The sequence below is a fragment of the Streptoverticillium olivoreticuli subsp. olivoreticuli genome (assembly GCF_003391135.1).
GTDB classification, from domain to species: domain Bacteria; phylum Actinomycetota; class Actinomycetes; order Streptomycetales; family Streptomycetaceae; genus Streptomyces; species Streptomyces blastmyceticus.
Window position 1 is genome coordinate 4,481,569 of sequence record NZ_CP031455.1, and the last position, 12,480, is coordinate 4,494,048.

Genomic DNA, 12,480 nt, shown 5'->3' on the forward strand with positions numbered 1-12,480 from the left:
TGTGCGAGTGGCGCCGCGCCGCGCGAAGATCACACCCGGCCGAATCGGATCAGCTGAATTCGACTAAAGTCGGATTCCTCACCGCTGGTTGTGGGGCCAGTACGCGGTCCGGGGCGCAGGGGCGCCCCGAGGGGAGGGCATGTTTCCGCATGAGTCGTCGCTCCAACGGACTGATAGGGATCTGGGCCGAGGCGCAGCGTCAGCAGCAGCGCCAGCGTGAAGCCGCACACCGGGAACAGATGCAGGCTCAGCGGGAACAGGAGCGGCAGCAGCGGGCGTACGAGCGCGAGACCGCTCGGCTCGACCGGGAGCAGCGCGCGGCGTACCGGCAGCGGCGCGAGGCCGAGGCCATGCGCCGTACGGAGGAGCTGGAGGGCCGGGTCGCGGAGTTGACCGGGCTGCTGGTGGCCGGGTGCGCCGAACCGGCGTTCACCGCGGCGGCGCTCCGCAGGCCCGAGGAGGTCGAACCGTTCCAGCCTGGGCACCTCACGCACCCGGTGGCGATGCCCGATCCCGGTCAGTACCGCTTCGCGCGCCAGCAGTTCGAGCGCGACTGGCAGGCCGCGCAGGCCGCCGAGGCACAGCGGCAGCAGCAGCTGGCCGCGTACCGGCAGCAGTACGACCAGTGGGCCGCCGGGCAGCTCGCGGAGACGCGGCGGTACAACGCGGGCGTCGCGGAGATGACCGAGGCGCTGCGCGGGCGCGACCCGGACGCGGTCGTCGACTACTTCTCCGCCGCGCTCTACGCCTCCTCCGCCTGGCCGCAGGAGTTCCCGCACCAGATCTCCGCCGCGTACGACCCGGGCGCGCGGCAGTTGGTGCTGACGTCGGAGCTGCCGGGGTACGAGATCGTGCCGGAGGCGAAGGCGGTGCGGTACATGCCGACCGCCGACCAGGACAAGGAGACGGCCCGGCCCGCCGCCCAGCGCCGGGCCGTGTACCGCGATGTGCTGGCGCAGTGCGTGCTGCTGACGGTGCGTGAGCTGTTCGCTGCCGATGAGTTCGGGGCGCTGGAGTCCGTATCGCTCAACGGCTTCGTCGACGACCACGATCCGGTCACCGGGCGGCGCGCGCAGATCGTCCTGGCCACGGTCTCCGTGGCGCGGGGGGTCTTCGAGGGGCTGCACCTGGAGCAGGTCAGCGCCGTCGACTGCCTCGTCGACGGGCTGGGCGGCCAGCTGTCCGCCCGCCCCGACCAGCTCGCGGCCGTGCGGCCGGGGCGGATGCCCGACGAGGTGGGCCGGGGCGTGGTGTCGCACGGCGGCGGTGATGACCCGGATCTCTACGAGATGGACCCGATCGAGTTCGAGGGGCTGGTCGCCCAGCTGTTCCGGGCCCGCGGGATGCAGGCCGTGATGACGACGCGCTCCAACGACGGCGGCGTGGACGTCGAGGCGCTCGACCCGGACCCGATCAGCGGCGGCCGGATCATCGTGCAGGTCAAGCGGTACCGCAAGACGGTGCCGCCGACCGCGGTGCGCGATCTGTACGGGACCGTGCAGGGCGCCGGCGCGAACAAGGGCGTGCTGGTGACGACTTCGGGGTTCGGCCCCGGTTCGTACACCTTCGCCAACGGCAAGCCGCTGACCCTGGTCTCCGGCGAGGAGCTGGTCGGTCTGCTCGGCCGGCACGGGCTGCGCGGCCGGCTGGGCGGCGGCCCGGGCGCCGCGGCGGCCGCGGCCCGTCCCGTGGCGGCCCCGGCCGAGCCCGCGGCCGGTGATCACAACGTCCTGGGGATGTCGTGGTCCGGCCGGGTCGCCCTGGACGTGTGCGCGCTCGTCTGCGAGGGCACGCGGGTGCTCAGCGACGATCACTTCGTCTTCTACAACAATCCGGCCACCCCGGACGGGTCCGTGCGCGCGGTGCCCCCGTCCGCCGGGGACAAGGCGGCCCTCCGCGTGACCTTCGACGCCCTGCCCGCGGCCTCGGACCGGCTGGTCCTCGTCGCCGCGATCGACCCGGCCGTCGATCCGGACGCCGACCTCTCGGAGTTCACGGACGCGCGGATCCGGCTGTCGGACGCGTCGGGTTCCGAGCTGGGGCGGCTGGAGGTCTCGGACGGACGGCCTGGGGAGACGGCGCTGGTGCTCGGCTCTTTCCGGCGGCGGGCGAACGGTGACTGGGACTTCGTGGTGGGCGGGCAGGGGTATCGGGGCGGGCTCTCCGATCTCGTGCAGGATTTCGGTATCGAGGTGGCGTGAGGTCCGTTGCGCCTGCGGCGGGCTTTTCCCCAGCCCCGCCCCTTCCCGAAACTGGGGGCTCCGCCCCCAGACCCCCGGGGTGCGGGAATTCAGCCCGTCCGGCGATTGAGGACGCTCCCGCAGGGAGCTCCCGCCGCAGGCGGCAACGGATCCGCACCCAGGATCGCGGAGCCCCGAGGCGTACCCCACTTGTCCACATCACCCATTCGGGTAAGCGAACCCTCGTAGACTGCAAAAATGGCCGACCCCACCCAGACCTCCCGTCCCGCCGGTACCAGCGAAGCGCTCGGCTGTCTTCAGCGCGTCTTCGGCTATGACGCGTTCCGGGGCGATCAGGAAGAGATCATCGAGCACGTCGTCGCAGGTGGCGATGCCCTCGTCCTGATGCCCACCGGTGGCGGCAAGTCGCTCTGCTATCAGATCCCGGCGCTCGTGCGGCCCGGTGTGGGTGTCGTGATCTCGCCGCTGATCGCGCTCATGCAGGACCAGGTCGACGCGCTGCGCGCGCTCGGTGTCCGGGCGGGCTTCCTGAACTCCACGCAGGATCTCGACGAGCGGCGGATGGTCGAGGCGGAGTTCCTCGCGGGTGAGATCGACCTGCTCTATCTGGCGCCGGAGCGGCTGCGGGTCGAGGCGACGCTGCGGCTGCTCGACCGGGGCAAGATCTCCCTGTTCGCCATCGACGAGGCGCACTGTGTGGCGCAGTGGGGCCACGACTTCCGGCCGGACTACCTGGCGCTGTCCCAGCTCCACGAGCGCTGGCCGGACGTGCCGCGCATCGCGCTGACCGCGACCGCCACGGAGGCCACGCACACGGAGATCGCGGGGCGGCTGAAGCTCCAGGACGCCCGGCACTTCGTGGCGAGCTTCGACCGGCCGAACATCCAGTACCGCATCGCCCCGAAGGACGAGCCCAAGCGCCAGCTGCTGGAGCTGCTGCGCAGCGAGCACGACGGTGACGCGGGCGTGGTCTACTGCCTGTCCCGCAAGGGCGTGGAGGACACGGCGGCGTTCCTCGCGCAGAACGGCATCGACGCCCTGCCGTACCACGCGGGGCTCGACGCGCGGACCCGCGCCGCGAACCAGGCGCGCTTCCTGCGTGAGGACGGCGTGGTCGTGGTGGCCACGATCGCGTTCGGCATGGGCATCGACAAGCCGGACGTCCGGTTCGTCGCCCACCTCGACCTGCCCAAGTCCGTCGAGGGTTACTACCAGGAGACCGGCCGTGCCGGGCGCGACGGGCTGCCGTCCACGGCCTGGCTGGCGTACGGGCTCCAGGACGTCGTCCAGCAGCGCAAGATGATCGACGGCTCCGAGGGCGACGACGCCCACCGCCGCAGGCTCGGCGCGCACCTCGACGCGATGCTGGCGCTGTGCGAGACGGTCGAGTGCCGCCGGGTGCAACTGCTGGCGTATTTCGGCCAGCAGAGCACCGCCTGCGGCAACTGCGACACCTGTCTGACGCCCGCCGAGACGTGGGACGGCACCATCGCCGCCCAGAAGTTCCTCTCCGCGGTGCTGCGGCTGGCCAGGGAGCGGCGGCAGAAGTTCGGCGCGGGCCAGATCATCGACATCCTGCTGGGCAAGAAGACCGCGAAGGTCATCCAGCACGACCACGACGGCCTGACGGTCTTCGGCATCGGCACCGAGCTGAGCGTCGCCGAGTGGCGGGGCGTGGTCCGCCAGCTGCTGGCGCAGGGGCTGCTGGCCGTCGAGGGCGACTACGGCACGCTGGTCCTCACCGACGCGAGCGCGGAGGTGCTGGGCCGACAGCGCGAGGTGCGGCTGCGGCGCGAGCCGGCTCGCGCCGCGAAGAGCGCGTCCCGTTCCTCGTCGGGCACGGGCAAGAAGAGCGCGCCCGTCGATCTGCCGGCGGAGCTCGTGCCGGTCTTCGAGTCTCTGCGGGCGTGGCGGGGGGCCACGGCCAAGGAGCTCGGGGTGCCCGCGTATGTGATCTTCCACGATGCGACGCTGCGGCAGATCGCGACGGTGTCGCCTTCCTCTCTGGAGGAGCTGTCGGGGATCAGCGGGGTGGGCGAGGGCAAGCTGGCGAAGTACGGACCACCGATCCTGGACCTGCTGGCGGGCCTGCGAGCGGAGGGGTAGCCGGGCGGGCTTGTTCCCCGCCCCGCCCCTTCCCGCAACTGGGGCGCGTACCCCAGACCCCCGGCCGCGGACCCGTTGCCGCCTGCGGCGAGAGCGCCCTTGGGGGTCCCCCCGGACGGAGTCTGGGGGAGCGTCCTCAAACGCCGGACGGGCTGATTGCAGCCCGTGGGGCACCTCTGGGGACACCCCTGGACGGAGTCTGGGGGAGGTAGCTGGGGGAGTTTGAGGACACCGCGCGAAGCGCGGTCCGGGGGTCCGGGGGTCCGGGGTCTCCCCGGTTTCGGGAAGGGGTGGGGCTGGGGAACAAGCCCGCCGCAGGCGAACGGCACCGCACCCAGCAGCGAACCCCTACCCCGCCATCGGCCGAGGCTCGATGCGCCGCTGTGCGACTTCCACCGCGGCCCCGAAGCGCGCGTCCGGCCTCAGCGCATGCTCGCGCGCGCACGCCTCCGTGAATTTGAGGACGTGTTCGTCGCCGTGGGCGACCGCTCGGGCGATGAGTTCGCCGAAGGGCGGTACGTCCGCCTCCGCGGCCCGGGACGCCGCGGAGGCCTCGGCGCCGCGGTCGCCGGTGAAGGCGAGCAGCAGCGCGGTGTGCACGTGCCAGAGCGCGGCGAGTGACGGCTCGTGGAGTTCGTCGGGCAGGTGGGGCAGCACGAGGCGTACGGCGGCGGGCGCGGTGACCCCGTGGACGAGGGGCGCGGGCGGAAGTTCGGGATGGGCGAGGTAGATCCCGGCGAACTCGGTGGTCATCTCGGTGAGCAGCCACTGCGGGCGCGTCGGGGCGAGCGCGTCCAGCGCCTCCGCGTAGCCGGGCAGCCGGTCCGGGTGGGCCAGCCGCCCCGCCGCCGAGCCGACGCGGAAGTCGCCCGCGTGCGGTGTGCGGGGCAGTGCCGCCACGGCCCCCGCCAGGTCCTGCGTGCCCCGCATCCGGACCTCGCCGGGCAGGTGGGCGAACCGGGCCGCCCAGTAGGCGAGGCCCCGGGCCAGCTCCGTGAGCTGGCCGGGGGTGGGCTCCGGGGCGGCGGCGAGGGAGCGTACGGCGTGGGCGGTGCGGATCACGCCGTGGGTGAGGCCCGCGAGCAGTCCGGGCAGCAGCCGGGGCCACCAGCGGACGAGCACGTCGCGCCAGGCGGCGTCGGCGAGTTCGCGCGCGAAGAGCCGTTCCCAGTCGCCGGCGCGGGAGAAGTCCCCGAGGGCCGGGCGCCAGGAGGTCTCGTCGGCGGGGTCGAGTGCGAAGCGCGGGGCGGGCACCTCGTGGTGGGGCATGACGGAGCGGTAGCCCTCGACCCAGGCGGCGACCTCGTCGCCGTGGCCGAGTACGGCGAGCGCCTCCGCGCCCATGGGGCCGTGGTTGGCGAGGTCGCCCTGGGCCCCGCGTTCGTATCCGAGGTCGTCCATGCGCTCCAGGGCGTCGTTGATCGCGTCCTGGTAACCGATGACCGGCATGGTGGAGCCCCCCTGTCCAGAAGTTCGGATTCCCGAATGGTTTGGATTTACGAAGCATCTACAATCTCAGTATGCAGCACGCCGCCGAACCCGGGCCACACCGGCTCCCCACCCCGGAGGAGACCGAGGCCATCGGCCTGGTCCCCCTGCTGGCGCCCTACATCCGCCAGGCCCCCGCCGAGATGCCCGACGAGCTGCGCGCGGTCTTCGACACCCACGGCCTCACCGCGCGGCACGGCGCGGTGCTGCCACAGCTGCTCGCGGAACAGCCGCTGGCCGTCAGCGAGTTGGCGCGGCGGCTGCGGCTGTCGCTGTCGACCACCAGTGAACTGGTGGGCGCGCTCGACCGGGCCGGGCTGGTCGAGCGGCGCGAGGACCCCGCGAACCGGCGCCGCACGCTGGTGGCCGTCGCCGACGACCGCCTGCCGGCGGTCGAGGCGTTCATCGCCACCCGATCCCAGCCGCTGCTGCGCGCGCTCGACAGCCTGTCGCCGCGCGACCGCGCGGGCTTCATCGCAGGACTGAACGCATGGGCGCGAGAGGTGCGGGACCGGCCGGCCACGCCTGCGGATAGGGCTCCCGCACCGAAGTGAGGTGGGCGTAGACGACGACGTTGCCCAGGTACTCGTGGGCGTCCTCGTCGAAGCCCCCGCCACAGGTGATCAGCCTCAACTCGGCCCGGGCGGAAGGGCCATAGACCTTCTGCGACGGGAAGTCCGCGCTGCCGTACACCTCGATCGCGTCGATCGTGAAGACCGCGGTACGGCCGTCGGCGCGGGCGACCTCCACGGCCTGGCCCTTCTTCAGGGCGCCCAGGCTGTAGAAGACGGCGGGGCCGACGGCCGTGTCGACGTGCCCGGCGACGATCGCGGTGCCGGTCGCTCCCGGCGTGGCGCCGCCCGCGTACCAGCCGGCGAGGTTGCGGTCGTCGTCCGGCGGGCTGGCGAGGCTGCCGTCCGGCAGCAGGGACAGGGGCCGCGTCGGGGCGTCGACCTGGATCTCGGGGATGCGGACGCGGGTCGGCGGCGAGGGCGGCAGCGGCGGCACGCTGGGCCCCATGCGCGGTACGGGCGCGCTGGGCGAGGCCGGTGAGAACGCCTCGGCGGCGGACGGCTGCGGGGGCGGCCCCTGGGCTCCGGCCCCGTGCTGGATGAGCCAGCTGCCGGTGCACAGGGCTATGGCCAGGGCCGTGGCGACGGTGGCTTTGCGGCGGGCGTCCACGGCGGCGGAGTGGCGGGGGTATGGGGTTCGGGGTGCGCATGCCGCGCGGGCTGCCCGGGCTCGCTCCGCGTGGACGGTGCGCGCTCGGGCGTGGCGGGTCTTCCGTGTCTCGCCCATCAGGGCTCCTCCACCGCGCCGCGGGTTGTTTCCCCATCCCCGCCCCTTCCCGAAACTGGGGCTCCGCCCCAGACCCCGAAGCACGCTCCGCGCGCTGTCCTCAAACGCCGGACAGGCTGATTGCGACGGGAGGGGGCGGGACGCGCAGGGGTGGTTCGGGACGTAAAGCGAAGCAGTCCCGAACCACCCCGGAGCGGCACGGCCCCGCACCCGACAACGAAGGCCGACCCAAACCAGCCCGGCCGGCGATTGAGGCCGCCCGCCGCAGGCGCCGACAAGCCGCACCCGGCAGAGCAACCGCACCCAGCGGAAAGCTCAGGCCCGTCCCCCACGCCGCCGCAAGAACCACGTACCGCCCACCGCCGCCGTCGCCAGGACAGCCGCTCCGGCCATGATCTCGGTCAGGCCCGAGTTCTCGCTCGTGGAGCCGACACCGGTCTTCACGCCGCCCTTGGGCGGCATCGTGGCCATGGCGCCCATGCCGGGGCTGCTGCTGGCGCCGCCACTGCCGCTGCCGCTGCCGCTGCCGACCATCAGGTCGCCCGTCGCCTCCTTGCCGTTGTGGCACTTGACGCCGATCCCGTACGTGCCGGACTTCGCCTTGGCCGGGACCGAGAACTGGCCGACGGCGGCCTCCTTGCGCGTGTCCGGCTTCAGGGCGAACGAGGCCGGGCCGCCGACCGCGCTGGCGTCGCCCGTGCCCGAGCCCGAGCCGTCGGAGCCGCAAGCGGTGGTGTTCACCGTGACCAGGGTGCCGGGCTGGGCGGGGCTGGGAGAGACCTCGAGTTTCCCGAAGTCCCCGGCGAGCGCGGGCGCGCCCGTCGGCCCGAGGGCCACGATGGTCAGAGCGGCCCCGGCGAGCACTCGTGCAGTACGCATGCCTGTCCTCCGAGAACGCGGACGCGGCACACCGATGTGCCACCGAAGGCGTGGGGGGAGTTCCGCGCTCCTATGTGCCGAGCGAAACCGCGTTCCGGGGCCGCCGCACCTCGACATCGCATCGGATGGGCCGCCCCCGGCCCGGCCCGCCGAACCGCCCGGAAGGCGTAACGGCAGGTCACCGGGGGTGACCGCACGGCTACCGGAGGAACCTGCCCCGGATGCGGCGAACGGGTGACCCGGGGCGGTCCCGGGACGGCCGGCGGCCCGGCGCGCACCCGACGCGTACGCCGCCCGTCGCGCCCCGCGGCGTGCGGACGCAGGTCCGGACCTCCACCACACAGAACGGTGACCCCTGGGTCACAAGGGGTCACTTCGGGCCGGGTCGCGCGTATGCTCTGCGCCCATGGGGGAGGAGACCGAGGTCCCCGTCAACGGCCATACGTTCGAGGAGACTTGGCGGGTTCGCATTTCCACGCCCGGCGGCGACATGCTGGGCGCGGGCATCCTGGTCGGCGCGGACTCCGTCCTGACCTGTGCCCATGTCATCCCCTGGGACGGCGGGCCGCAGCCCACCGCCGAGGTGGTCGCGGAGCTCGTCGGCGTGGCCGGGGCGCCGGCCGTGCGGGCCCGGGTCGCCGAGCGGTGCTGGGTGCCGGAGCTGTCGGACTCCCGGGGCGACGTGGCCCTGCTCAGGCTCGCCGAACCGCAGGACGCCCGGCACGCGGCGCCGCTGCACCGCGTGGCGCCGTCGCCCGGGCGGGCCGTGCGGATGTGCGGCTTCCCACGGACGAAGGGGCTGGCCGACGGGGTGTGGTTCCGGGCCACGATCGCGGGTCCGAGCGGGCCGCGCGGCGAGTGGGTGCAGCTCTTCCCGGCGACGCCGGAGGAGACGGTGCGGCCCGGGTTCAGCGGGGCGGCCGTGACCGACGCGGAGACGCACCGGGTGCTGGGCATGGTCGTCAGCCGCTACGACGACCGGTCCTCGGCCGCGCCGGACGGCAAGCTGCACCTGTCGTACATGATCCCCATCGAGACCGTCGTGCGGTATCTCCCGCTCATCGGCGACCATGTGACGGGCCGGCGCGGCAACAGCCTTCCGCCGGTGCCGTCGGGGGCGCCCCGCGACCGGGAGTTCGCGCGCTGGCTGGCCCGCTGGTTCCGCTCCGCCGAGGGCACGCGCCGCATCGAGGCGATCGTCATCAAGAAAGGCGAGGCGGCCCGCGCCGCGACCCTCAGCCGGGCGGTCGCCCTGGCCGACCGCGAGGTGGTGGCGGACCCTCCCCTCCCGGGCGTCGCGCACACCCCTCGCGTCCCCTCCCCCCGCTCCCCCGGGCCCCCGGGCGGGGGCACCAACGGGCACGTCGTCACCCGGGCACTCGACGACACCGTGCCGCCCGTCGGCAGTGTCGATCTCGCGCTCGACGTGTCCGGGGAGACCGTCGCGCTCTTCGCCGAGCGGGTCGCCGACCGGCTCGGACTGCGCACCGGGGGCGGGGATTGCGCGGTGGGGCGGTTCGGTGACATCCGTGCCGTGCCGCTGACGATCGTCGCGGAAGGGGTCGACTACGCGGCCGATCCCGTCGCGCTCGTCGAGTTCACCGACCTGCTGGCCGCCCGGGGCGCCCGCCTGCTGCTCGTTTTCCGCAACCCCGACTCGCAGAGCCTGGAGCTGGCGCTGAGGATGGCCGACCCGAGCAAGGACGAGATCACCGCGCGGCTCGACCGGGTGCGTGACCGCATCGAGCACATCGCCCGCCGCGAGCGCGCCGCGTACGACAGGGTCGCCCTGGTCGCGCCCGTGCGCCCCGTGCCGCAGGAGGCGGCCGGGCTGCGGCTCGACCTGACCGGGCTGCGCTGCGACCCGGAGCTGGGCAGCAGACGCTTCCTGCCGAAGCTCGCGGCGTTCGAGAGCGCGGTGGAGTCGGGGCTGCTGAGGGTCGAGGAGGCGATCGGCCGGGCCGAGGCGGGCATCGCGCGCCGCAACGAACTGCGCGGGCGGCTGGAGGCGTTCTTCGCCCTGCTCGCGGCCCGCAGCCTGGAGGAGGAGCAGGCGGCGGCCCCGCTCTACCGCGCGGCCCACAACCTCCTCTTCCAGGCTCCTTGCGAACTCGCCGAGGCCGAGCGGGCGGTGGAGCTCTTCGCGAAGGCCGTACGGCAGCACACCCACCGCCCACGAGGGGGCGACCGGCCATGACCGCGAAAGGCGGAGCCCGGCCACCCGACTGCGACCGCCCGGACTGCGAGGGCTGCTCCGCCGACGGCACGGGCTTCTGCCGGGTGACCGGGCGGCGGCTGCGCCCTCCCGCGCGGCGCGCGCCCGCGGAGAGCCCGCCCACCGCCGGCACCCGGCGGCGGATCGCCACCGAAGCGCTCTTCAGCGTGGAGCCCGCGGGCGACGGCCTGCTCGACCTGCCCTTCGTACGGACCCCCTCCCCCGAGGCGCTCGTCGTGACGGACCCTCAGATGCCGCTCGGCGGCAAGACCTGCGGCCACGAGGGCTGCACGGCCGTCGTCGGCCGCCCGCACGCCGGCCAGCCCGCGCTCGCCACCGGCTACTGCCCCCACTGCGGGCACCCCTTCGACTTCACCCCGCGCCTGGCCGCGGGCGACCTCGTGGGCGAGCAGTACCGCGTCGTCGGCGCCCTCGCCAACGGCGGCCTGGGCTGGGTCTATCTGGCCCACGACACCCGGCTGGAGAACCACCCGGTCGCCCTCAAGGGCCTCATCCACACCGGCGACCCCGTCGCCCTCCACCTCGCGGGCGAGGAGCGGCGGTCGCTCACCCGCCTCGACCACCCCGGCATCGTCCGCATCATCAACTACGTGACCCACCCGGCCCGGGGCGCGGCCGAGGACGACGGGCGCACGGGCTACATCGTCATGGAGTTCGTCGGCGGCATGCAGCTGTCGCAGGTCAAGGACCGGATAGCGGGCGGGGACGGCCCGTTCGGCGGGCCGCGCGTCTTCGAGTACGTCCTCGCGTACGGCTGCCGCGTCCTCGACGCGCTCGGCCACCTCCACCGCGAGGGCCTCGTCTACTGCGACCTCAAGCCCAACAACGTCATGCACCACGAGGACCGGGTCAAGCTCATCGACCTGGGCGCGGTCCGCAGGATCGGGGACCACGACGGCACCATCCTGGGCGCGCGCGGCTTCATCGCGCCCGAGGTCGTGCGCCACCGGGCCGAGGGCCTGTCCCCGCGCTCGGACCTCTTCAGCGTGGGGATGACGTTGCGGGCGCTGTCCGACGAGGCGTCCCCCGGCGACCGCCCGCCGGGCCTGGGCGGCGAGTCCTACGAACGGGCCGTCGCCCGCGCCACCGCCGAGGACCCGCGCGCCCGCTACGCCTCCGCCCGCGACATGGCGGAGCAGCTGCGCGGCGTACTGCGGGAGATCCGCGCGCTGCGCACCGAGCGCGAACACCCCGAGCCTTCCGCGCTGTTCGCGCCGACGGCCGCCCTGCTGGACGCGTCGCTGGGGCGCGTACCGCCGCTGGAGCGCTGGCTGAGCGGGGTGCGGCGGCCGGTCCTGGACAGCGGACTGCCCGAGCCGGACCGGGTGCCCGTGGTCCTGCCGGTGCCCTATCCGGACCCCGCGGACCCGGGCGCCCCGCTGCTCGGGCAGCCGACGGCAGGCGGGCCGCGCCGGCTGATCCAGCAGCTGTACGCGTCGGGGCGCGGCTCGGCGGAGATCCCGCTGCGGCAGTGCCGGGCCCATCTGGAGCTGGGCGAGCCGGACCCGGCGGCGGAGCGGCTGGCGGCAGCCCGCTCGGCGGTGGGCGCCCCGGCTCCGTACGACTGGCGGCTGAGCTGGCACCAGGGGCTGCTGCACCTGGCCCGGCGCGAACCGGCAGCGGCGGAACGGGAGTTCGACCGCGTCTACGCCGACCTGCCGGGCGAGTACGCGCCGAAGCTGGCGCTGGGCTACTGCGCGGAGCACCGCGGTGACGCGGCCACCGCCGAGCGCTACTACCAGGCCGTCTGGCAGCGGAACCGGTCGCAGGGCAGCGCCGCGTTCGGCCTCGCGCGGCTGCGGCTCGCCGCCGGGGACCGCAGGGGCGCCGTGCAGCTGCTGAACGGCGTGCCGGAGGTCTCCCGGCACCACGACGCGGCCCGCACGGCGTGCGTGCGGATCCTCGCCGGGCGGCTGTGCTCCGACGGCGCGCGGAGCCTGCCGGGGGCGGCCGACCTCACCGAGGCGCTGGTGCGGCTGCCGCGCCTGTATCTCGACGAGGGCCACCGCGCGGGCCCGGCCCGCGACCGGCTGGAGGCCGAGCTGCTGGAGGTGGCCCTGGACTGGATCCGGGCGGACTCGACGCCGGCGGCCGAGCGGTGCGGGGGCACGCTCTTCGGCACGGACGACGAGGAGTTCACCATCCGCACCCGGCTCGAACAGAAGCTGCGCGGCCTCGCCCAGCAGGCCCGCACCCCGGACGGTCTCGGCGCGCTGGTCGACCTGGCCAACCGCGTCCGTCCGACGACCCGCGTCTGACCAGGGGGAGACA

Annotated in this window: 8 protein-coding genes; 5 read left to right on the plus strand and 3 right to left on the minus strand. The window is 74.3% G+C overall.

The genetic code is table 11. The annotated features are described in order from the left end of the window. Nucleotides 1-149: 149 nt before the first annotated feature. Both DXZ73_RS19530 and recQ read left to right on the plus strand, forming a co-directional pair. A complete protein-coding gene (locus DXZ73_RS19530) occupies nucleotides 150-2,201 on the plus strand; it encodes a restriction endonuclease (protein ID WP_205519190.1) in 2,052 nt (683 codons plus the stop codon). A gap of 237 nt (nucleotides 2,202-2,438) precedes the next feature. Next, nucleotides 2,439-4,307 carry a DNA helicase RecQ gene (gene recQ, locus DXZ73_RS19535; RefSeq protein WP_116212267.1) on the plus strand — a complete coding sequence of 623 codons (1,869 nt, stop codon included), beginning with the start codon at nucleotides 2,439-2,441 and terminating at the stop codon, nucleotides 4,305-4,307. A gap of 348 nt (nucleotides 4,308-4,655) precedes the next feature. On the opposite strand, the gene DXZ73_RS19540 is transcribed toward recQ, so the two are convergent. Continuing rightward, nucleotides 4,656-5,756, minus strand: coding sequence for a questin oxidase family protein (locus tag DXZ73_RS19540; protein ID WP_116212268.1), 1,101 nt, complete (start codon nucleotides 5,754-5,756; stop codon nucleotides 4,656-4,658). 71 nt (nucleotides 5,757-5,827) lie between these two features. On the opposite strand from DXZ73_RS19540, the gene DXZ73_RS19545 reads away from it, so the two are divergent. Further along, nucleotides 5,828-6,349, plus strand: a complete 522-nt coding sequence (locus DXZ73_RS19545) for a MarR family winged helix-turn-helix transcriptional regulator (RefSeq protein WP_116212269.1) — start codon at nucleotides 5,828-5,830, stop codon at nucleotides 6,347-6,349. On the opposite strand, the gene DXZ73_RS19550 is transcribed toward DXZ73_RS19545, so the two are convergent. Beyond that, nucleotides 6,267-7,094 (minus strand): class F sortase, encoded by an 828-nt coding sequence (locus DXZ73_RS19550; protein WP_116212270.1) that lies wholly within the window; start codon nucleotides 7,092-7,094, stop codon nucleotides 6,267-6,269. The genes DXZ73_RS19545 and DXZ73_RS19550 overlap by 83 nt on opposite strands. A gap of 315 nt (nucleotides 7,095-7,409) precedes the next feature. Beyond that, nucleotides 7,410-7,973: a hypothetical protein gene (locus tag DXZ73_RS19555; protein ID WP_116212271.1), complete on the minus strand. Its 564-nt coding sequence runs from the start codon at nucleotides 7,971-7,973 to the stop codon at nucleotides 7,410-7,412. A 406-nt stretch (nucleotides 7,974-8,379) separates the two neighbouring features. Here DXZ73_RS19555 and DXZ73_RS19560 point away from each other — a divergent pair, with 406 nt between their 5' ends. Beyond that, a complete protein-coding gene (locus DXZ73_RS19560) occupies nucleotides 8,380-10,170 on the plus strand; it encodes a S1 family peptidase (protein WP_116212272.1) in 1,791 nt (596 codons plus the stop codon). Further along, on the plus strand, nucleotides 10,167-12,467 hold the full coding sequence (locus DXZ73_RS19565; protein ID WP_116212273.1) for a serine/threonine-protein kinase: 2,301 nt from the start codon (nucleotides 10,167-10,169) through the stop codon (nucleotides 12,465-12,467). Before DXZ73_RS19560 ends, DXZ73_RS19565 begins: the two co-directional genes overlap by 4 nt. Nucleotides 12,468-12,480 lie beyond the last annotated feature (13 nt).

Excerpts from the sequence above, each read along its gene's own strand:
- DXZ73_RS19530 (WP_205519190.1), top strand. The coding sequence starts at position 150 with ATGAGTCGTCGCTCCAACGGACTGATAGGGATCTGGGCCGAGGCGCAG.
- DXZ73_RS19540 (WP_116212268.1), bottom strand. The coding sequence starts at position 5,756 with ATGCCGGTCATCGGTTACCAGGACGCGATCAACGACGCCCTGGAGCGC.
- DXZ73_RS19550 (WP_116212270.1), bottom strand. The coding sequence starts at position 7,094 with ATGGGCGAGACACGGAAGACCCGCCACGCCCGAGCGCGCACCGTCCAC.
- DXZ73_RS19565 (WP_116212273.1), top strand. The coding sequence starts at position 10,167 with ATGACCGCGAAAGGCGGAGCCCGGCCACCCGACTGCGACCGCCCGGAC.
- DXZ73_RS19555 (WP_116212271.1), bottom strand. The coding sequence starts at position 7,973 with ATGCGTACTGCACGAGTGCTCGCCGGGGCCGCTCTGACCATCGTGGCC.
- DXZ73_RS19560 (WP_116212272.1), top strand. The coding sequence starts at position 8,380 with ATGGGGGAGGAGACCGAGGTCCCCGTCAACGGCCATACGTTCGAGGAG.
- recQ (WP_116212267.1), top strand. The coding sequence starts at position 2,439 with ATGGCCGACCCCACCCAGACCTCCCGTCCCGCCGGTACCAGCGAAGCG.
- DXZ73_RS19545 (WP_116212269.1), top strand. The coding sequence starts at position 5,828 with ATGCAGCACGCCGCCGAACCCGGGCCACACCGGCTCCCCACCCCGGAG.